The following is a 20,893-nucleotide window of genomic DNA, read 5'->3' as shown; positions in this document are numbered from 1 at the left end:
ACCCTCTTGTGAACACGCTCAACCGTCGTGATTTTCCCGGTGCGCAGTATCCCGAACGCATTATTCAGTTTGGCGAAGGCAATTTCCTGCGTGCGTTTGTCGACTGGCAAATTGACCTTTTGAATGAACATACCGATCTCAACGCCGGTGTGGTTATCGTTCGTCCTATTCAGAGCGACTTCCCGCCGTCGCTGAACACGCAGGATGGGTTGTACACCACCATCATTCGTGGCCTGAATGAGCAGGGCGAAGAGGTGAGCGAAGCCCGACTTATCCGCTCTGTTAACCGTGAAATCAGCGTCTACGACGATTACGACGCCTTTCTGAAACTGGCACACAGTCCGGATATGCGCTTTGTTTTCTCGAACACCACCGAAGCCGGTATCAGCTATCACGCGGGGGATAAGTTCGACGATGCGCCTGCCGTCAGCTACCCGGCGAAGCTAACGCGCCTGCTGTTTGAGCGCTTTAGCCACTTTAACGGCGCGCCTGACAAGGGCTGGGTTATCATTCCGTGTGAACTGATTGACTACAACGGTGACGCATTGCGTGAACTTGTGTTGCGCTATGCCCAGGAGTGGGCGCTGCCTGCCGCCTTTATCCAGTGGCTTAACGAGGTAAACCACTTCTGCTCAACGCTGGTTGACCGTATCGTAACCGGTTACCCGCGCGATGAAGTGGACACGCTTGAGGCCGGGCTGGGTTATCACGATGGGTTCCTGGACACGGCTGAACACTTTTATCTGTTTGTAATTCAGGGGCCAGCCTCGCTGGCTGGTGAACTGCGCCTGGATAAGTACCCGTTAAACGTGCTGATTGTCGACGACATCAAGCCCTATAAAGAGCGTAAAGTCGCCATTCTCAACGGTGCGCACACGGCGCTGGTACCAGTGGCCTATCAGGCCGGGCTGGATACGGTTGGCGAGGCGATGAATGATGAAGACGTGTGCGCTTTCGTCGAAAAAGCAATTTATGAGGAGATTATTCCGGTTCTCGATTTGCCCTGCGACGAACTGGAGTCGTTCGCCAGCGCGGTAACGGGGCGTTTTCGAAATCCCTACATCAGACACCAGCTGCTTTCCATCGCGCTCAACGGCATGACCAAGTATCGCACGCGTATTCTGCCGCAGCTGCTGGCAGGGCAGAAGGCCTCAGGTCAACTGCCAGCGCGTCTGACGTTTGCGTTAGCGGCACTGATCGCATTTTATCGCGCGGAGCGTAACGGAGAGAACTATCCGGTGAAGGATGATGCGTTCTGGCTGGAACGTTATCAACAGCTATGGGCGCAGCATCGCGATAATCAGCTCGCTACCCGCGAACTGGTGCACGCCGTGCTGAGCGTAGAAGCGCACTGGGAGCAGGACCTGACGAAGGTGGACGGTCTGGTTGACCAGGTGACGCGGGATCTTGATGCCATTCTGCTGAAGGGCATGCGCGCAGCGGTGAAGCCGCTTTGCTAATTACGTGACCCGGCTTCGGCCGGGTTTAAACAGGCATTATTTTAGTTACAACATACTATTTGCCCTGTTTTTAAAATCAAATGCAGCACCGTGCGGTTTTCATTCTTCAGGTGAGAGAATGCAATGTTCCGTTAACATGCTTGCAACCGTGATGGGGATCACGTTTAATAGCCACGCTCTTTTCTTGCCTGAAACTCACTATGATTGTTCGTCCTAAACAGCACTGGCTACAACTGATTTTCGTCTGGCACGGTTCGGTACTCCCCAAAATCTATACCCGACTGCTGCTCAACTTCCTGCTTTCTATCGCCGTTATCCTGATGCTGCCGTGGTATACCTCGCTGGGCATCAAATTTACCGTGGCGCCATTTAGCATTCTCGGCGTGGCGATCGCAATCTTTCTTGGTTTCAGAAACAACGCCTGCTATTCACGCTACGTTGAAGCTCGCCAGCTGTGGGGGCAACTGATGATAGCGGCACGCTCGCTGTTTCGCGAGGTAAAAAACACCTTGCCGGACGATAAGCACCTGGGGGAATTTGTCCGCCTGCAGATCGCCTTTGCCAACTGCCTGCGCATGACCCTGCGCCGGGAAATGAACGCTGATCAGCTCTCTCGCTATCTTGCCCCGGACGTTTTAGCTCAGGTAATGGGCGCCAACTCGCCGGCGAACCGTATTTTGCTGGTCATGGGGGAGTGGCTGGCCGTGCGGCGGCGTAACGGGCAGCTTTCGGACATCCTGTTCCACAGCCTTAACAACCGCCTGAACGATATGTCCATCGTCCTTTCCGGCTGTGAACGGATTGCGACAACGCCAGTGCCGTTTGCCTATACGCTGATTTTGCACCGCACGGTGTATCTGTTCTGCATCATGCTGCCGTTCGCGCTGGTTGTGGATCTGCACTACATGACGCCGTTTGTCTCGGCGCTGATCTCATACACCTTTATCTCGCTGGACACCCTGGCGGAAGAGCTGGAAGACCCGTTTGGCACAGAAGATAACGACCTTCCGCTGGACGCCATCTGCAACATGATGGAACGCGATCTGCTGCAGATGAACGATGAAGAGAACATTCCGGAAAGGCTGATGCCGGATAAGTACTATCAGCTGACCTGATTGGCGTTCCACTCGTCGCGGGTGATCTCCCACAGTTCGGAGTCCAATATCCCGCTGACGTAGGCTTTCTTTTCCGTTCTGATGAGCCGCATGCCGCTGCTGTCTGAAATACGACGGGAGCGGCTGTTCGCGGCGGCCTTCGGCGCCCGCAAAACGGGTTTGTTGAGCGTATTAAACCAGTAATCCGTCGCGGCAATGCTGGCCTCACGCATATATCCCTGTCCCTGAAACTCCGGCGCCAGCCAGAATCCGCGGTTATTATCGTCAACATCGTACAGACAGATAATCCCCATCAACGCATCCGGCACCTCACGACGGCGGATGCTCCAGATCCAGGCTATCCCTTTTGCCATATCCGGCAGCGCGACGTTATTCACATAGTTTTCCGCGCCATTATCCGGGTAGGGCCAGGGCACGGAAGAGACCAAATAGCGAACGATCTCCCAGCGCGGATACAGCTTTTGAATCTGAACCGCATCTTCGGCGACCAGCGGTTTCAGCAGGAGACGTTCTGTCGTGAGGGTCGGTATTGTCATCTGCGGATCTCCTTATTTAAGCGTTATGTTTTTGTTTGCGTTCTGGTATTTTCATCTCTATCACATTCTGGTGAGGCGTGCTGTGGTTATTCACTACCAGAAATGGAAACTATCATCACTCGCGTATGGCGGGGGCTGATTTACGCTGTTTTGAAATGGCAATCGACTTGTAATGTGAGGAACGCATGGCTGTCACGATAAGACCTCTACGCGAAGACGACTATCCCCAGTGGCGACCGCTGTGGGATGGCTATACCCATTTTTATGATTGCTACCTCGAGGAGTCCGTTACCGCATCGACATGGGAAAGGGCGCTCTCAGCGCATTCACCGATGTTCTGCCGCGTGGTAGAGAGAGACGCAAAGGTCATCGGTTTCGCAATGTGTGTTCTGCACGAAGGAACCTGGTCAACCGCGCCCATCTGCTACCTGGAAGATCTGTTTGTTGATGCAGCCGAGCGCGGCGCGGGAGCGGGTAAGGCGCTGATTGATGCCTTGATAGCGGAAGGCAAGCGCGAAGGGTGGTCAAAGCTCTACTGGGTTACCCGGGAGAACAATCCGGCACGTAAACTCTACGATCGATACGGTGACGCTGACGATTACGTCCGCTATCGTCTCTCCCTTTAAGGCAAAAATGCCTGTGTTTGTATCACACTGTATCCGTGTTCCAGATACATACACAGGCTTGCAATAAACGCGTTTCCGCACATATCCGCTATACATTGAACTGTTGTTATATCCCCGTGAATTGTACTCAACCGGAGATACCAACATGTTCAGCAAACTCGCTTATTCAACGCTTGCTCTCACCGTTTCCCTTGGCACCGTCATGTCATGTCAGGCCGAAGTCACCGGCACTAACTTAGCGGCGGCTTTCGATCGTCCACAGCAAATTAACGCCGGCGATCTTAACGTCGGGTATGTCGACATTGGTCCTAAAGACGGCCAACCGGTCATTCTGTTACACGGCTGGCCCTACGATATTCACAGCTACGCTGAAGTCGCGCCTGCGCTGGCGGCAAAAGGCTATCGCGTGATTGTGCCTTCTCTGCGCGGCTACGGTACTACGCGCTTCCTGTCGGCAAAAACGCCGCGCAACGGCCAGCCTTCCGCGATGGCGAAAGATATCGTGAACCTGATGGACGCCCTGAATATCAAGCAGGCGGTGTTTGCAGGCTATGACTGGGGTGCCCGTACGGCCGATATCGTTGCGGCGCTGTGGCCAGAGCGCGTTAAGTCGCTCGTTTCGGTAAGCGGTTATCTCATCAGCAGCCAGCAGATTGGTAAACAGCCGTTGCCGCCAAAAGCGGAGCAGCAGTGGTGGTATCAGTTCTATTTCGCCACCGAGCGCGGCGCTGAAGGCTATGCCAAAAACACGCATGACTTCGCTCGTTTGATCTGGTCTCAGGCCTCACCTGACTGGAAATTTAGCGACGCTGTCTTTAACGCCAGCGCCAAATCCCTTGATAACCCGGATCACGTTGCGGTAACGCTCAGCAACTATCGCTGGCGCTTAGGGCTGGAAAAAGGCGAGCGCAAATACGACGCCTACGAGCAAAAACTGGCCACGCTGCCGAATATCACCGTTCCGACGATCACCATCGAAGGCGGAAACAACGGGGCGCCGCATCCGGCACCGCAGGCCTACGCGGGAAAATTCACCGGTAAGTATGAACACCGTACCTTCGGCGCAACCGTGGGGCACAATCCGCCTCAGGAAGATCCGCAGGATTTCGTCAAGGCAGTTGTTGACGCTGACAAACTCTGAAATGTGCTATTTTCAGTACGTTACCCTTCGGTCTGGAGATTTCGGTGGAGCATATTGATCATATCCTTGTCGTCGATGACGACAGGGATATTCGTGAACTGATTATCGACTATCTCGTTAAGTCCGGTTATCGCGCCTCTGGCGCGGCAAACGGCAAAGAGATGCGCGTCGTGCTGGACAAGCAGCATATCGACCTGGTGGTGCTGGACGTTATGATGCCCGGCGACGACGGGCTTACGCTGTGTCGGCAATTACGCGTCGGGAAATATAAAGATCTGCCCATCCTGATGCTGACGGCGCGCAACGAGGAGACGGACAGGATCCTGGGTCTGGAAATGGGAGCCGACGATTACGTCGTAAAGCCTTTCGTCGCGCGAGAATTGCTGGCGCGTATCAAAGCGATTTTACGCCGTTTTCGCACGATGCCGCCCAATTTACAGGTGACGGAAGCAGGGCGGCTGGTAACGTTCGGCGAATGGCAGCTCGATACCGTTGCCCGCCACCTGATCGATCCGGAAGGGGTGATTGTGGCGCTCAGCGGGGCGGAGTATCGCCTGCTGCGCGTTTTCCTTGACCACCCGCAGCGGGTGCTGACCCGCGATCAGCTGCTCAACCTGACGCAGGGCCGTGACGCCGAGCTGTTTGAACGCTCAATCGACCTGCTGGTTAGCCGGGTTCGCCAGCGTCTGAATGAAGATGCCCGCACGCCCGCGTATATCAAAACCGTGCGCAGCGAGGGATATGTGTTTACCATGCCGGTCACCATCATAGAGGCTAACGAATGACGCTCTGGCCTCGCTCGCTGCTGGCCCGCTTGCTGATCGTCGTGCTGCCCGGCCTGTTGCTCGCCAATGCCCTGAGCCTGACGCTGGTCATGATAGAGCGAATGCACAGCGCCCGAACGGTGATGCTCGGTAATCTGGAATACGATGTCGCGACCAGCGTGGCTATTTTAGACCGCTTACCCGCCAGCGAGCGCGCGGCCTGGTTGCCGCGCCTTGAACGGGGTAACTACCGCTATATTCTGGGGCCGGGAGATCCTGGCAACGCGCCGACGGACAAGCGCTCCCGGGACGCCATCCGAACCTTAAAAGCGACGCTTGCAGCACAGTACCCGCTCAGCTTCACCGCCGTTCCCGGCGCCATTTCACATATCCAGGCGCATCTAACGTTACATGATGGCGCGCCGCTGACCATTGACCTGATCCCTCGGATGCCTCCGGTCGCCAGCTGGCTGCCCGTTGTTCTTATTCTGCAGCTGCTCGTGCTGGCTGCCTGCTCCTGGATCGCCGTACGCCAGGTGATACGGCCTTTTTCACAGTTTACCCGCGCGGTAGACTCCCTGGACCCGGCCGCCAACACGCCAATGACGGAAAAGGGGCCAGTCGAGGTGCAGCGGGCAGCACATGCCTTCAACGCGATGCAGGCGCGCATTCAGTCCTATCTCAGGGAGCGGGCGCAGATCCTGGCATCCATATCGCACGATCTCCAGACGCCCATTACCCGCATGAAGCTTCGTGTTGAAATGGCGGATCAGCCTGACCTGCGCGACAAGCTCTTAAACGACCTTGATAACATGTCGCGTCTGGTGCGGGAGGGTATTGCGTATGCCCGGTCATCAGAATCACTGGAAGAGACCTCGCTGAAGCTGGAGCTGAACGCCTGGATAAACAGCATCGCCTGCGATTATCAGGACATCGGTAAAAACGTGCAGTTTCAGGCAGGCGAAAACCGTTTGCCCATCGTCACGCGTCCACAGGCGCTGCGCCGGGTGTTGACCAACCTGCTGGATAACGCCCTGAAATTTGGCGACTACGCCATCATTAGCATTGATGACTCGGTTGCCGGAGAGGTGGTGATTCACATCATGGACGGCGGGCCGGGGATACCGGATGCCGAGCTGGAGGCGGTATTACAGCCGTTTTATCGGGTAGAAACATCACGCAACCGCGACACCGGCGGGACAGGGCTCGGCCTGGCGATCGCAGCGCAGCTTACCGCTCAGCTGGACGGAAAGCTAAAGCTGGAGAACCGCGCAGAGGGCGGGCTGGACGTTTCGATTACTCTCCCGCGCCTTTAATTGTACGGTTCTGTATCTCCCCGCGAGGCCGATACAGAGCCAGACAAAACCCACGCTTTTACACATATGCTGAACACATCCGCACGATGAAATAGCCTCACTGCAGCGTCGCAGGACTTGTATTGTGAGGTGTCTATGTTTCTGATAATTGCTTTCCTGGGCGGGATGATAAGCTTGCTCAGTCCATGTACGCTCCCGGTAATTCCTCTCCTGTTCGCCGGTTTTCAGGGGCAGCGGCGACATATTCTGGCGCTGCTCGCGGGGATGATCGTCATGTTCACCCTGGTGGCGATGGTCGTCACCGTCGCCAGCGAGTGGATAGCAGAGGCAACTATCGTCGGGCGCTGGATCGCGCTTATCGTCCTGGCCACGGCCGCGCTGGCCTTAATTTTTCCGGTCTTTGCCCAGCGTATCGCCGGGCCGGCAGTCTGCGCGGGAAATGTCCTCAACACCCGAAGCGGGCAAACGCGTGGTATGGCATCGGCTTTTTTGGCCGGCCTTGCCGTCGGGCTGCTCTGGTCTCCCTGCGCGGGACCGATTCTGGGCGCCATTTTCAGCATCAATATTGCCGGACACTCGGCCATTGCCACAGGAGCCTTGCTGGCCGCCTATGGTAGCGGCTGCGCGCTGATGCTGGGCCTGCTCGTTTTCGGAGGCCGCACGCTGATGGCGCCGCTGAGAGCAAGATCGGCGCTGATGGAAAAATTACGTCAGGGGGCAGGCGTGGTGATGTTAGCGGCAGTCGTCTTCAACGCAACGGGGATGACGTCTGCTCTGCAAGGCGCAAACGGCGTCGCGAATCGTCTTGAAATCGCGCTGCTGAATCTGGCAAAGCCCGCCGCGCAACCGGCGAAGCTTCAACCGGTCGTCATGACCGAGCCCAGCAGCCAGCTGCCTTCATTAAGCGGTGGAACAGGGTGGGTAAATGGTGACCCTGTCACGTCTGAATCGTTGCGCGGGAAGGTGGTTCTGATCGATTTCTGGACCTGGGACTGCATTAACTGCCAGCATACGCTTCCGCACGTGCGCGACTGGGCAACAAAATACCAGTCTCAGGGCCTGGTCGTCATAGGGGTACACACGCCTGAATACCCCTGGGAGAAACCGATCGCCTCGGTGAAAAACGCGGTAAATAAATGGCAACTGCCGTACCGGGTTGTGACGGACAACAACTATCAGATCTGGAACGCTTTTGGCAACCAGTACTGGCCCGCGCACTACTATTTCGATGCTAAAGGTCAGCTACGCTATACCTCGTTTGGCGAAGGGAATTATGAGCAGCAGGAAAAGATTATCCAGCAGCTGCTCAAAGAGGCCCGTTCATAGCGCCGTTCAGGGCTGGCGCTGGGCAACCATAAACAGTCGAGGAAAAGCCAGCAGTATCTGCCCGTTTTCCTGGAGCGGATACTGCTCTTCCAGCAGTTCATGGTAGCGTTTCAGGAAACGTTGCTGCTCACTCTCGTTCAGTTCCTGGAGCCACGGGCGCAAACCGGTCGCGCTGACCCAGTCAATAATGGCCTGGTGCGAACTCATTTTATGGAAATAGGTTGTCCGCCAGATATCCACATCGCAGCCGGCCTCCGACAGGATATCGTAATAGGCATGCACGCCAGGCAGCGGCTCGCGCCCACGGTCCGGGTAGCCTTGCTCCAGCGCCACTTCACGCATCGCCACATGCGTGGGCTCAAGCCAGTTGTCCGGCATCTGGATCGCCAGCACGCCATTGAGCGCGAGCAGTGACGCCAGATGCGGCAGGAGATCGTAATGGTCAGGTATCCATTGTAGGGATGCGTTCGCATAGATGAGGTTCAACGGCTGGCCTGGCCTGAACTGGCGGATATCGGCCTCAACGAACTGACAGTCGGGCAGTGCGCTGCGCGCCTCTTCCAGCATAGCCGGTGAGTTATCGACGCCGACAATCTGCGCTTTAGGCCAGCGATGCTGCAACAGCGCGGTGCTGTTTCCCGGCCCGCAGCCCAAATCGGCGATGGTGGCAACGTCACTCAGGGGAATTCTGGCAAGCAGCTCGGCGGCAGGGCGCGTTCGTTCAGCGCCGTATTGCAGATAAAGCGAAGGGTTCCAGTCGGCCATCTTCAGATCTCCGTTTTGCGTGTTTCAGCAAGGATAGCACAGGCCGACACCTGCACCTGGACAGGCGTCGGGCGACCGGCAGGTTACAGAATGCCTTTCAGTGCAATATGGTAGAGCAGCATGATGGTTTTTCCGTCGACGATTTTGCCCGTATCAATTCCCCGCAAGGCCTCTTCAAAGGGCATTTCCAGCACGTCGATATCTTCTCCCTCCGCTTTGATCCCGCCGCCTGCGCTGGTTTTGTCCTTCGGCTGATACTCGGCAAGATAGAAATAGAGTTTCTCCGTGACGGAGCCTGGGCTCATGTAGGCTTCAAAGATTTTCTGCACGCTCGACACGTTAAACCCGGTCTCTTCTTCCGCCTCTGCTCTAATGCGGCTTTCCGGATCCATGTTATCAAGCAGGCCGGCCGCTGCCTCAATCAGATTGTCTTCATGGCCATTTATGAAGACCGGGAAGCGGAACTGGCGGGTCAGAATCACCGTTTTTTGGTCACGGTTGTAGAGCAGGATCGTGGCGCCGTTCCCCCGGTCATAAACTTCACGCGTTTGCCGCTGCCATTCGCCATCGCGTCTTTGCAGGTCAAAGGTATATTTTTTAAGTAAGTACCAGTTATCGGACAGGGTTTCACTGTCAATGATGCGCACATCTGCACGTTTTGATTGCACGTTTCGTCCTCCTTACGTAGAGTAACTATCAATATCAGCATTATCGTGCATTTTCAAGATTAAACATGCAACATCAGGAATACGTCATGCTCACCAGTCAGCGAAAACAGTTGATCCTTGAAAAACTCGGCGCCGAAGGACAGGTCCAGTCTAAAGCGCTTAGCGTTCTCTTCGACGTCTCTGAAGACACCATCCGACGCGATTTGCGCGAGCTGGCGGCAGAAGGGCGTTTACAGCGGGTTCACGGCGGCGCGCTGCCGTCGTCTTCCGCTACTGTGCCTTTCGCGGAACGACAGTCCGTTAAAATGGATGCCAAAAGAAAGGTGGCGCAGAAGGGGGCGCAGCTGATTTCTTCGGGCCAGGTGGTGATCGTTGACGGTGGAACTACCACTTCAGAACTGATCGCCTTTTTACCGCATGACCTGCGTATTACCGTGGTGACGCACAGTCCGAGCATTGCCCTGGGGCTTGTTAATCATCCTTTTATTGAGGTGATTCTGATCGGCGGCCGTTTGTATAAACACTCGATTGTCGCCGTCGGCGCGGCGGCCATCGAAGGAATCGAAAACATTCATGCGGATCTGTTCTTTATGGGCGTGACCGGTATCCATCCGGAAGCAGGGCTGACGACCGGAGATTTCGAAGAGGCGTGCATCAAACGTGCATTTTCCGGCAGAGCCGCCGAGACGGTTGTCATGGCGTCGCCGGAAAAAATAAATACGGCGTCATCATTTGTTATTGGCGATGTGGCGCTGGCGAATACGATTGTCGTCGAAGGCGATACCGACCGCGGCTGGGTCAATGCGATATCGGAAAAAGGGGTATCGGTCGTATTGGCCTGAGCGTGAGCCAGCCAGAAAACTGGCTGGCGCGGGTACTCGCAAGCGGGTGAAATTAAGTTATCTTTCTTCGGGGGCATGGCATACCGCTTCGATATTATGACCATCAGGCGCAATGACAAATGCGGCATAGTAATTTTTACCGTAGGAGCGCAATCCCGGTGCGCCATTGTCGCGTCCGCCTGCGCGCAGTGCGGCATGGTAAAAGTCATCAACCTGCTGGCGTGTCGTGGCCACAAAGGCCAGATGAAGCGGAGCGGGTTTATCATTCGACTGAAAAAGGCAAAGAGAAACATCGCCGGAACTCATTTCGACGCCATAGTCTGGAGAGCCTTCATCGACGAGTTCGACACCGAGCGGTTGAAGCGACATGAGGAAGAAGGTTTTACTTTTCTCATAATCGCTGACGCCGAATTTTACATGATCAAACATTATGGACTCCTCAAAAGTGATGGTGAAATGAGAAGTATAGAAAGAGAGTGGAGTCCAACACGATCAAGGGGTTGCGAATGTGACCGATATCAATACTCGCTACACAACAGACCGTTTACTCCCTACGAATATCCAACGCAGATAATCATAGAGCCAGTTAAAAAGCATCGTGTATGGCAGGAAAAACAGTACAAGGCCAATCTCAACAAAAAATGCCTCCGCGATCGTTAAATTCAGCATGAACATGGCCACAGGGATTAAGGAGATGATAAGGCCCGTTTCAAACCCAACGGCATGGATGGCGCGAACGAGAAACGTTCGTTGGAACTGATGTTTTTTCTGAAGGGAGTCAAAGAACTTATTGAAGACAAAATTCCAGACCGTTGCGGTAAGCGCTGATATCACCGACAACGAACCCGACTGGAGTACCGAAACGTTCATCAGCCACGCAAGAGACAGAGCGATGATAACGTTGGCCGTCACTTCAAAAATGACAGCGTGGAAAATCCTTTCTTTGAAGCTTTTATTGAGCTCGATTTCCATAAGTCTACACAGCGGTGGTCAAAGCCAAGAGTATATCAAAACGTCTTTTAACATTGGATAAACGTAGAAGTTGGGATTTCACAAACTATCAATGCCCAGGGGAATCACGACCGTAGGAAGGCAGATTTTGACTGGCATTACGTTGGTGCGCATAATGTATATTATGTTAAATAAGAATATTGCCGTGCCTCAGGAGGTATCCCTCCTCAGTCTTGAGGATTCACCGTTGGCCACGCAGTTTGTATGTAAAACCCACTGACGATTACGCCCATCTGTGAAAAAAACTCATAACACCATTCGATGGCGCATGCTGGTTCCCTTCATGTCAGTGCAATACCCTTTCACATACAGAATTGCTGGCAATAAAAGAAGGAACACAGAATGAAGTATGTGAATCTGGGTCGTAGCGGTTTGCAAGTCTCCCGTCTTTGTCTCGGTTGTATGAGCTATGGTGAACCTGAACGTCTGCCTCAACCCTGGTCCCTGGATGAAAAGGCGTCACGTCCGCTCATCCGTCAGGCGCTTGAAGCAGGAATTAATTTTTTTGATACCGCGAATATCTACTCGGGCGGAAGTTCTGAAGAGATCACTGGAAAAGCGCTGAGAGAAATGGCCAGACGCGATGAGATCGTTGTGGCGACAAAGACCTTCTTTCCGTGGCGCAACTCCCCCAATACCGGGTTTCTTTCCCGCAAGGCCATTTTTCAGTCTATTGACGATAGCCTGATGCGCTTAGGCATGGATTACGTGGATCTCTTTCAGATTCACCGCTTTGACCACTCCACGCCTGTTGAAGAGACCATGGAGGCTCTGCATGACCTCGTTAAATCAGGAAAAGTACGTTACATCGGCGCATCATCTATGGAAGCCTGGCGCTTTGCAAAAATGCAGCATACGGCAGAGCGTAACGGCTGGACCCGATTTATTACGATGCAACCGCAATACAACCTGCTTTACCGGGAAGAAGAGCGCGAGATGCTGCCCCTGTGTGAAGACCAGGGCGTTGGTGTGATCCCCTGGAGTCCGATGGCACGCGGCAGGCTCACGCGCGACTGGAGTGTCACGTCCCGACGAACGCAAAACGATGCCTTTGCGTTAAAAATGTATGAGAACGCAGCCCTTCTGGATAAGCCCGTTATTGATGTTGTTGCCAGCATTGCTGAAAAGCACGATGTGCCAAGAGCCCATGTTGCAATTGCCTGGTTGCTATCAAAAACGGTCATCACAGCACCGATCATCGGCGCGACGAAACCAGAACATCTTTCCACGGCTATCAGCGCGCTGGACTTTTCACTTAGCGACGCCGAAATCATGGAACTCGAGGCACGCTATCTGCCGCACCCCGTCGACGGGATCATTCCCCCGCTTCCGGATACGCCACCTTCACTCACGCCGCCTTCAGCAATACAGGACTGTTAATGCCCTACCCTGGCCCGGCGTTGGTTCGGTCCCGCTGTTGGTGACAATGAACAACTCTTGATGTCCGGGTCGGATCGCCAGACAGGGAGACTTTACCTACAGTCTCCCTGTGACAGTAAGTATAAAGGTGGCCATCACCGTTTAACTTTTATCAAACTGACTTTCGGTAAACGGATCTGCGCGACCACCCTGCAATGGGATCCTGGCAAGCGCTGCATCGATTTCGCGTAACTCGCTGTCCGTCAACCGGACTTGCGGTGCACCGCTATTTTCTATCAGGTGCGGATATTGCGTCGTACCCGGGATGGGGACTATCCATGGCCGCTGAGCCATCACCCAGGCCAGCGCGAACTGAACCGGAGTGGTGTTTTTGCGGCGGGCCCACGATTGCGCAAATTCAAGCAGTACCATGTTTTTGGCCAGGGCATCGGGCTGGAAACGTGGCAGGTTATGCCGCCGATCTGTGCTGTCGAACCGCTGATCTGGATTGACTGCCCCGGCAAGGAAACTCCGGGCGGTCGGGCAGTAAGGTACAAAGCCGATACCCAGCTCTTCGAGCGTTGGAAATATCCGCGTCTCCGGTTCACGCCACCACATGGCATACTCACTCTGCACTGCAGTCACAGGGAGTACCGCATGTGCGCGGCGGATTGTCCTGGCACTCGCTTCCGACAATCCCCAGTGTTTCACTTTACCCTCCTGGATCAACGCCTTCACGGTTTCCGCCACATCCTCGATCGGCACATTCGGATCGGGGCGATGCTGATAAAGCAGATCGATATGGTCCGTTTTCAGACGCTTTAGCGAGCCCTCTACGGCGCGGCGGATATGATCAGGATGGCTGTTAAGAGAGGTTGGCTTCCCCTCCTCCACGCCGAAACCGAACTTAGTGGCAATCACCACACGATCGCGAACGGGGGCCAGTGCTTCCCCGACAAATTCTTCACTGAGATGGGGACCATACACCTCGGCAGTATCAAAGAACGTAATGCCTTGTTCGAAGGCGGCCCGGATGAGCGACACCATGGCTTTACGATCGCGCGGACCACCGCCGTAATACCCCACCATAGGCAGACACCCCAGTCCCATGCTGGAAACCTCCAGCGAGCCGAGTTTACGCGTGGTTAAGGTCTCCTTCTGGACGGGAACAGCATCCGAAGGGGCGTTCGACGAGTCCTGACCAGCCGGGTTCGCCATCACTGCACCGCTCCTGCCAAGGGTGGTAGCGGCCAACGCCAGACCGGCGCCGGCGATCAGAAAATTGCGACGATCCCGGGAAGCGGGTACGGAAGCAGAATGCTGGTCATGCATCATCTTGCTCATAAACTGGAACCCCCTATAGCGAAGAAAGGATTCATTAATGTGGTCATTACCAGGCATAAGCCTGGGGCGCTTCTCCCCCGGGTCCGGGCCAGATTTCGTCGAGACAGCTCATGGTGTCGTCTGATAGCGTGATTGTCGTTGCGTGAAGCGCCTCCCGGAGTTGTTCGACCGTACGAGGCCCGATAAGTGGAGCAGTAACAACAGGATTCTGCAGGAGCCACGCAAGCGCCACATCGGAAGGGGTTTCGCCGAGGTCCTCACATAATCCTTCGTAGGCTTCCAGCTGCGGACGATACTGTTCGATTAGACGGGCAAACGCGGGCCTCGCACGGCGCCCGCTTGCCATCTTTTTCAGTACGCCGCCAAGCAACCCTCCGGCAAGTGGACTCCAGGGAATCAGTCCCAGGCCAAAATGACGGCATGCGGGAATGACCTCCAGCTCAACGGTTCGGGCAGTCAGATTGTAGAGACTTTGCTCAGCAACCAGGCCCAGGGAATGACGAGCCGTGGCAACTGACTGCGCAGTCGCAATGTCCCAGCCTGCGAAATTGCTGCTACCGATATAAAGCACTTTTCCCTGCTGAACAAGGAGCTCCATGGCCTGCCAGACCTCTTCCCATGGTGTATAACGATCGATGTGATGCATCTGATAGACGTCAATATGGTCGGTCTTAAGCCGTCGCAAGCTGTCCTCGCAGGCCTTGCGAATATGGTAAGCAGAAAGACGGCGATCGTTCGGACCCGGTCCCATAGGCTGATAGGCTTTCGTCGCCAGAACGATACGGTCACGGCGGCCACCCTGCTGGAGCCAGCGACCAATAATCTCTTCAGACAGCCCCGAACCTTGCTGGATATCGGGTGATTGCTCGGTGCCATACACGTCTGCTGTATCAATGAAATTGATACCCGCCTCAAGCGCTTCATCCAGAATGCGGGCGCTGGTTTTCTCGTCGGTGACATCACCAAAATTCATGGTTCCGAGACAAAGGCGGCTGACTTTCAGGCCGGTGCGGCCAAGATGCGTATAGTTCATACACGGCTCCGTTAGGTGAATGTTCCGCCCTGACCGACGGCCAGAGCGCATAATTTTCAAGAATAACGAAGCACAATATGTTCAGTGAGAGGCGATGGGTGGATGGACTTGTGAAAAAAATTCAGCAACGGATTAGCCGTGGTCGGTCTATGGTGTATATCATTTCCCTATCAACGCATTCGGGCCTTAACGCACAAGGAAAACGATTCTGTATGCAAATAAGCAGAGCTGATGTCGCCGATCTCATTTATTTCATGGCTATTGCACGTCATCGCAGTTTCAGCCGTGCGGCGATTGAATTAGGTGTCAGTGCATCAGCGCTTAGTCATGCCCTGAAGGGACTGGAAACCCGGCTCGGGGTTCGCCTGCTTAATCGCACGACCAAGAGCGTTACCCCTACGGCTGCAGGTGAAGAACTGGTTCAGTCTGTCCTTCAGCCTTTCGACAAGATAGAAGGCGCGCTTGAATCGCTTAACCGGTATCGTAATACGCCTACCGGGCGTATCCGCATCAATGCAGCCGTTGAAGCGGCCAATCTTTTGCTTGCACCGGTTATGCCCGCGTTTATGGATCGCTATCCCGATATTGAAATCGATATTGTGGCCAGCAACCGTATGGTTGACGTCACTGATGCGGGCTTCGATGCCGGTATCCGCTATGGTGGCACCGTCCCGGAAGACATGGTTGCCCGGCGTTTATCTGCCGATATTCGCTGGGTTATCGCCGCATCCCCCGACTACCTTGAACGCTACGGAACGCCTGAACATCCGGATGATTTGTTACACCATCGCTGTATAAGCAATCGTCTCGGCGACGATCGGATTTATCGCTGGGAACTTGAGCGAGATGGCGAAACGTACCAAATCACTGTGCCTGGCTCAGTGACGGTCAACCAGGCTGAAACGGGTCTTGTGGCCGTATTAGGCGGGGCCGGCCTGATGTATTTTCCGGAGCCTCTTGTTGCACCCTATGTGAAGGATGGACGGCTCCGCCTGGTGCTTACGGAATGGTCCCCGCTGGAGGAAGGTTTTTATATCTATTATTCAAGCCGCCGGCAACTGCCGACCGGGCTTCGCCTTCTGATTGAGTTCATACAGGAGGCCAGGCCGCTGGGGTTGTGAAATAGCACCTCCATACTGAACGAGGCGTTATCGTCTTTATCGCCCCGTAGCGGATATCAGAAAATCAATCAGGGCCTTCACTCTTTTCGTTTTGCCCGCGTTTTTGGGATAATAGAGATACACTGGCGGGTAGGTTTTCCAGTAGCTCTCCATCACGGGGATAAAGCGCTCCCTGTCGGGCTGTAACTGCCAGATGGGTTCAAACAGGCGTCCAATTCCCAGGCCGTTACGGATCCCGTCTGCCATAACGTCAATATCGTTGCTGATTAACTGCCCGGGCATCTCAACCGTCAACTGCTCTCCGCGGTCGTTCAGGATCAACGGAAGGATGCGGTTGTTAGTAATAAAACGGTAGCCAATCAGCTTGTGTTGACTGAGATCTGACGGCACCTCAGGCGTTCCATGCTCGCGGAGATAGGCTGAGGATGCATATAACCCTTCACGAAAGGGTTTCATTAACGGCCGCGCTACCACCCCACCCTCGAGGATATCGCCAAAACGGATCCCAAGATCAAAACGTTCTTCGATGATATTCACGGTACCGTCGTAAACCGAAATTTCCAGCTGTATACCCGGGTATTGCTGACAGAATTCCGCCATTGCAGGTTTGAGAATTAACAGATAGGCAAAACGCGAGAGCGTGATACGCACGATACCAGAGGGCTCCTGATTCTGGTCGCGAATGCTTTCAAGCGAATTTTCCAGCGACTCCACCGCCGCAGCGGTCTGTTCCAGCAACAGTTGCCCGGTTTCCGTCAGCTCAATACGGCGGGTCGTACGCACAAAAAGCGGATGGCCAATATGATCTTCCAGCAGCTTAAGCGCATTGCTGACGGAGGGAGGCGTAATTTCCAGTTTTCTTGCGGCTGCCGAAATATTGCTCTCACGTGCAATGCTCTGAAAGATCCGTATCTGGTTATACAGGGCGTTATTCATAATGTGTTCCTTAAGCAATCACTGCTTAATTGTTAACTACAGCCTAAAGATGCTTAAGTCAATAATATCCCTTTAGTTCGTTTTTACTGATGCTGCGATCCACTGTTAACCACGTATTTTGAAATACACCTGTACTCATTCAGATGACATTCACGGCACAGAATGGATGCCAATAGGCATAAGACATTAAGGTATTCATGTTTTTTAACTATTGTTTAGTGCGGGATAGTCAGTGTAGCCCACCGCATCGTTCTGTCCCGGCGCATAGAAGGTTGCAGGGTCCGGAACGTTGAGATCGCTGCCGCACGCAAATCTTGCGGGTAAATCGGGATTGGCAATAAATGGAACACCATAGGCGATGAGATCGGCCTCACCCTTGTTAATTGCATCCTCACCGGTCTGAGCATCATATCCACCATTCAGAATAAAAGTTCGCGAGAAACACTGACGAAGATAAGGTGCAATCCGCTGTGAACCTGCGAGCGGAGCATCGGGCCCGGCAATACCTTCTGTTACGTGAAGGTAGGCGATGCCAATAGCGTCGAGTTGAGTCGCTAAATAACTGAATGTTTCAACCGGCGAAGAATCAGACATACCATGTAGCGACATGTTTGGACCAACCCTGAAACCAACGCGATCGGCGCCGAGCACTTCGCTCACTGCACTGACGACCTCCAGAGGAAAACGTGCACGGTTTATAATAGTCCCACCATAATGATCTTCTCGTTTGTTAGAACCGTCACGAAGGAACTGGTCAAGGAGATATCCTGAACTACCATGTATTTCTACTCCATCGAAACCGGCTTCAGAAGCTTTTTCAGCACCCTGACGAAACTGTGAGACGACATCGGCGATTTCACTTGTTAAAAGCGCGCGAGGAACAGGAGTTTGTGCTAGTCCATTAGACGTAAAAACGTCTGCCTCTGCATTAATTGCAGATGGGGCAACCGGAAGGACACCATCATGGAACTCAGGATGCGAAACGCGTCCGACATGCCACAGTTGCGCAAAAATAATTCCCCCGGCTTCATGAACTGCATCTGTTACGCGACGCCATGCCTCAATCTGAGCGAGGGAATATATTCCCGGTGTTCTTATATATCCGGTACCTTGACGGCTAACCTGCGTAGCTTCAGATATTATCAACCCTGCCTGCGCCCGCTGCGCATAGTAAACAGGAGCCAGAGGGTTAGGTACATTACCGGTAACGGCCCGACTGCGGGTCATTGGGGCCATTACCATTCTATTTTTTAGTGTCAATTCCCCGATGTTATATGGGGATAAAAGCGTAAGGGGTGCATTTTTCAAGGAGCGGTACCTTTATTCTCAGTAAGAAACGAGTCGTTTTGTTTTGTAACCAGGGCTATATTACATACCGTTATTTTACCCGCAAGAAGGCACATTCATGATACCGTCAGATAAACGGACAGCACCCACCTGCAATATTTTCACCCGCGAATTGCTCAGTCGGATTGGTGATAAGTGGAGTATCTTAATCATTGCTCATCTTGCCGAGGGACCTTTGCGGTTTAATATACTCAGACGTACCATCGGTCAGGTCTCTCAGAGAATGCTGACGTTAACACTGAGAAGTCTTGAACGAGACGGGTTAGTATCGCGGACGGTATTCCCTTCGATCCCGCCACGTGTTGAATATGAGCTAACTCCACTTGGACGGACATTAATGGGGCCAGTTATGACACTTATAGACTGGTCCTTGATTCATCAGGGCGAGGTTGAAAAGGCACGTTCTGAATATGAAAGCCAGCCCGAGTTTTAGACTGATTAAGCCAGACTATTCATATACAGATGCAGGAACAAATATGTCTGGCATAGATTTACCCTGTCGCACTCCTCACCTGATTATTAAGTACAGACTAAATATGCTTAAGCCAATGGCCACCTAATCTTCTCAAAATGGCGCTCATATACTCTTCTCTCTTTCCCTTTAAACCTGAGAACAAGAGACACTTATGCGAATTTTATGTCTGGACATCCCCGCACCTGGAGCATCGCTGGAAAAGTATGCTCCACACCTTAACGCTGAAGCGCTGCACGCCTGGGGATTGTATAAATCCGGCTTCATCCGCGACATCTACTTCCGTCAGGACAGACCTGGCGTCGCTATTTTTCTTGAATGTGACTCTGTCGATGAAGCGATGAACGTAATGGCCGAATTCCCGCTGGCAAAAGCAGGCTTATTAAGCTTTGAGTGCATTCCGCTTGGCTCCTTTATTAACTGGGAAAATCTCTTTGCCGCTGAATTTAAAAATAAAGAGTGAGGCCCGATATGAAACCTGCAGATAAACCCGTGCTGTGTGTCGTTTCCAGCCATCCGATTAAAGGCGCATCCGGTGTACCAACCGGTTTTTTCCTGGCTGAGCTGACGCATCCGCTGAAAGTACTGGAAGATGCCGGACTAAAAACGATGATAGCCAGCATTCGCGGGGGACAGCCGCCGGTGGATGGATTTGACCTCAGTGATCCTGTCAACGCCTGGTACTGGAACGAAACCGATTTTCAGCAGCGCCTGGCAACAACGCCTGCGTTATCCGAGCTGAACGGTTCCGATTACAGCGCCGTTTTCTTTGCGGGCGGGCATGGAACCATGTGGGATTTCCGCGACAGCCAGGATGCCCAGCGTATTATCCGCGAAGTGTATGAAAGTGATGGGATTGTCTCAGCCGTCTGCCACGGGCCTGCGGCATTGGTTGACGCAAAGCTCAGCAGCGGCGAATACCTGGTGAAAGGCAAAAACGTGGCGGCCTTTACCAACAACGAAGAGGAAGAAGTTCACACCACAGATGTGGTTCCCTACCTGCTTGAGACTGCGCTCCGCGAGCATGGCGCGCTTCATCATGAAGCCCCGAACTGGTCTGAAAATGTGGTTACCGACGGACGCCTTATCACGGGGCAGAATCCCGCTTCAGCGCACGGTGTCGGTGTGGCGCTGTTAAATGCCCTCCGCCAGCCAACTTAATTCATTCATCTGTCTTTCATCGTTACTCACCCTCTTTGGCCGGTTTACGTCAGCAACGTTCCGGCCTTTTTTCAGGAACTGAATATGAAAACTCTTCCTCCCGTCGCGCTCGGCACATGGTCCTGGAGCAAGGCGCGCTCAGTGGTCGTTATGATTCAAATCATCCCATGCCTGCCGGGAGTGGCCGGGCCGAAAGTTATAACGCAGTACTGCCGCAGATAGAAAGATTAACCGCCGCCATGAAAAAAATGGGAGCCGAAAGGAATGCCAGCGTTGCACAGATAGCCATCGCATGGGCTATTGCAAAAGGTACCTTTCCCCTCGTTGGTGCGACTAAAGTCCATCACGTTCTGGACGCCGCCTGCGCTTCAGACATCCAGTTACGCGATGAGGAAATCATCCTGCTGGAACAACTCGCCACAGAGACCAGAGTGGATACACGAGGCGCCTGGGAAAAACCGATGGTGTAAACCCTGTCCGGGACAGACTGTCATGAATGACACTCACGAACGGGCTGTTCCGGGCGATCCTAATCTACATCACTTTTACT

General features: G+C 53.8%; 22 protein-coding genes and 1 pseudogene. 14 read left to right on the top strand and 9 right to left on the bottom strand.

The genetic code is table 11. The features are described 5' to 3' along the window. Nucleotides 1–8 precede the first annotated feature (8 nt). Together IM273_RS17585 and IM273_RS17580 are read left to right on the top strand one after the other, a co-directional pair. Nucleotides 9–1,460, top strand: coding sequence for a tagaturonate reductase (locus IM273_RS17585; protein ID WP_193049987.1), 1,452 nt, complete (start codon nt 9–11; stop codon nt 1,458–1,460). A gap of 200 nt (nt 1,461–1,660) precedes the next feature. After that, nucleotides 1,661–2,575 carry a bestrophin family protein gene (locus tag IM273_RS17580; protein WP_045260518.1) on the top strand — a complete coding sequence of 305 codons (915 nt, stop codon included), beginning with the start codon at nt 1,661–1,663 and terminating at the stop codon, nt 2,573–2,575. Here IM273_RS17580 and IM273_RS17575 read toward each other — a convergent pair. After that, nucleotides 2,563–3,111 carry a GNAT family N-acetyltransferase gene (locus tag IM273_RS17575; RefSeq protein ID WP_193049985.1) on the bottom strand — a complete coding sequence of 183 codons (549 nt, stop codon included), beginning with the start codon at nt 3,109–3,111 and terminating at the stop codon, nt 2,563–2,565. The genes IM273_RS17580 and IM273_RS17575 overlap by 13 nt on opposite strands. Before the next feature lie 185 nt (nt 3,112–3,296). Here IM273_RS17575 and IM273_RS17570 point away from each other — a divergent pair, with 185 nt between their 5' ends. From IM273_RS17570 to IM273_RS17550, 5 genes are all read left to right on the top strand, one after another. Beyond that, on the top strand, nt 3,297–3,737 hold the full coding sequence (locus tag IM273_RS17570; RefSeq protein WP_193049983.1) for a GNAT family N-acetyltransferase: 441 nt from the start codon (nt 3,297–3,299) through the stop codon (nt 3,735–3,737). 145 nt (nt 3,738–3,882) lie between these two features. Next, the gene (locus tag IM273_RS17565) at nt 3,883–4,878 is read left to right on the top strand and encodes an alpha/beta fold hydrolase (protein WP_048958215.1); all 996 of its coding nucleotides are present in this window, start codon (nt 3,883–3,885) and stop codon (nt 4,876–4,878) included. A 44-nt stretch (nt 4,879–4,922) separates the two neighbouring features. Then, nucleotides 4,923–5,663 carry a response regulator gene (locus tag IM273_RS17560; RefSeq protein WP_049137820.1) on the top strand — a complete coding sequence of 247 codons (741 nt, stop codon included), beginning with the start codon at nt 4,923–4,925 and terminating at the stop codon, nt 5,661–5,663. Further along, entirely contained in the window at nt 5,660–6,958 is a 1,299-nt protein-coding gene (locus IM273_RS17555) for an ATP-binding protein (RefSeq protein ID WP_193049981.1), read from the top strand. Before IM273_RS17560 ends, IM273_RS17555 begins: the two co-directional genes overlap by 4 nt. A gap of 135 nt (nt 6,959–7,093) precedes the next feature. Then, nucleotides 7,094–8,284, top strand: coding sequence for a cytochrome c biogenesis protein/redoxin (locus IM273_RS17550; protein WP_193049979.1), 1,191 nt, complete (start codon nt 7,094–7,096; stop codon nt 8,282–8,284). Nucleotides 8,285–8,290: 6 nt separating this feature from the next. On the opposite strand, the gene tam is transcribed toward IM273_RS17550, so the two are convergent. After that, entirely contained in the window at nt 8,291–9,049 is a 759-nt protein-coding gene (gene tam, locus IM273_RS17545; RefSeq protein ID WP_045260523.1) for a trans-aconitate 2-methyltransferase, read from the bottom strand. Between the two features lie 83 nt (nt 9,050–9,132). Beyond that, on the bottom strand, nt 9,133–9,717 hold the full coding sequence (locus IM273_RS17540) for an NUDIX domain-containing protein (RefSeq protein WP_049137814.1): 585 nt from the start codon (nt 9,715–9,717) through the stop codon (nt 9,133–9,135). Nucleotides 9,718–9,803: 86 nt separating this feature from the next. Here IM273_RS17540 and IM273_RS17535 point away from each other — a divergent pair, with 86 nt between their 5' ends. Then, complete coding sequence (locus tag IM273_RS17535; protein ID WP_193049977.1) at nt 9,804–10,559, top strand: DeoR/GlpR family DNA-binding transcription regulator; 756 nt, start codon at nt 9,804–9,806, stop codon at nt 10,557–10,559. A gap of 57 nt (nt 10,560–10,616) precedes the next feature. On the opposite strand, the gene IM273_RS17530 is transcribed toward IM273_RS17535, so the two are convergent. Further along, complete coding sequence (locus IM273_RS17530; RefSeq protein ID WP_028013164.1) at nt 10,617–10,988, bottom strand: VOC family protein; 372 nt, start codon at nt 10,986–10,988, stop codon at nt 10,617–10,619. 99 nt (nt 10,989–11,087) lie between these two features. Then, a complete protein-coding gene (locus tag IM273_RS17525) occupies nt 11,088–11,531 on the bottom strand; it encodes a PACE efflux transporter (RefSeq protein WP_193049975.1) in 444 nt (147 codons plus the stop codon). A gap of 381 nt (nt 11,532–11,912) precedes the next feature. Here IM273_RS17525 and IM273_RS17520 point away from each other — a divergent pair, with 381 nt between their 5' ends. Beyond that, nucleotides 11,913–12,950: an aldo/keto reductase gene (locus IM273_RS17520; protein WP_049137954.1), complete on the top strand. Its 1,038-nt coding sequence runs from the start codon at nt 11,913–11,915 to the stop codon at nt 12,948–12,950. Between the two features lie 141 nt (nt 12,951–13,091). On the opposite strand, the gene IM273_RS17515 is transcribed toward IM273_RS17520, so the two are convergent. Together IM273_RS17515 and IM273_RS17510 are read right to left on the bottom strand one after the other, a co-directional pair. Continuing rightward, complete coding sequence (locus IM273_RS17515) at nt 13,092–14,273, bottom strand: aldo/keto reductase (RefSeq protein ID WP_045260683.1); 1,182 nt, start codon at nt 14,271–14,273, stop codon at nt 13,092–13,094. A gap of 46 nt (nt 14,274–14,319) precedes the next feature. After that, nucleotides 14,320–15,306 carry an aldo/keto reductase gene (locus IM273_RS17510; RefSeq protein ID WP_048240786.1) on the bottom strand — a complete coding sequence of 329 codons (987 nt, stop codon included), beginning with the start codon at nt 15,304–15,306 and terminating at the stop codon, nt 14,320–14,322. 212 nt (nt 15,307–15,518) lie between these two features. On the opposite strand from IM273_RS17510, the gene IM273_RS17505 reads away from it, so the two are divergent. Next, nucleotides 15,519–16,427, top strand: coding sequence for a LysR family transcriptional regulator (locus IM273_RS17505; protein WP_014831948.1), 909 nt, complete (start codon nt 15,519–15,521; stop codon nt 16,425–16,427). Nucleotides 16,428–16,463: 36 nt separating this feature from the next. Here IM273_RS17505 and IM273_RS17500 read toward each other — a convergent pair whose 3' ends face one another. Next, complete coding sequence (locus IM273_RS17500) at nt 16,464–17,363, bottom strand: LysR substrate-binding domain-containing protein (protein WP_193049973.1); 900 nt, start codon at nt 17,361–17,363, stop codon at nt 16,464–16,466. A 204-nt stretch (nt 17,364–17,567) separates the two neighbouring features. Then, the gene (locus tag IM273_RS17495) at nt 17,568–18,671 is read right to left on the bottom strand and encodes an alkene reductase (RefSeq protein WP_193049971.1); all 1,104 of its coding nucleotides are present in this window, start codon (nt 18,669–18,671) and stop codon (nt 17,568–17,570) included. A 97-nt stretch (nt 18,672–18,768) separates the two neighbouring features. On the opposite strand from IM273_RS17495, the gene IM273_RS17490 reads away from it, so the two are divergent. The 4 genes and pseudogenes from IM273_RS17490 to IM273_RS17475 all read left to right on the top strand — a co-directional run. Further along, nucleotides 18,769–19,143, top strand: coding sequence for a helix-turn-helix domain-containing protein (locus tag IM273_RS17490; protein WP_193049968.1), 375 nt, complete (start codon nt 18,769–18,771; stop codon nt 19,141–19,143). 193 nt (nt 19,144–19,336) lie between these two features. Beyond that, entirely contained in the window at nt 19,337–19,645 is a 309-nt protein-coding gene (locus tag IM273_RS17485; RefSeq protein ID WP_014831950.1) for a hypothetical protein, read from the top strand. A gap of 8 nt (nt 19,646–19,653) precedes the next feature. Continuing rightward, on the top strand, nt 19,654–20,343 hold the full coding sequence (locus IM273_RS17480) for a type 1 glutamine amidotransferase domain-containing protein (RefSeq protein ID WP_193049966.1): 690 nt from the start codon (nt 19,654–19,656) through the stop codon (nt 20,341–20,343). A 113-nt stretch (nt 20,344–20,456) separates the two neighbouring features. Further along, a pseudogene (locus IM273_RS17475) lies at nt 20,457–20,813 on the top strand (aldo/keto reductase); the annotation flags it as partial. Nucleotides 20,814–20,893: the final 80 nt, after the last annotated feature.

Origin of the sequence: Enterobacter cloacae complex sp. P13B, assembly GCF_014895915.1 — a bacterium.
GTDB lineage: Bacteria > Pseudomonadota > Gammaproteobacteria > Enterobacterales > Enterobacteriaceae > Enterobacter > Enterobacter bugandensis.
Note: the sequence above shows the minus strand (reverse complement) of the source record. Positions and strands in the feature narration are given on the sequence as shown.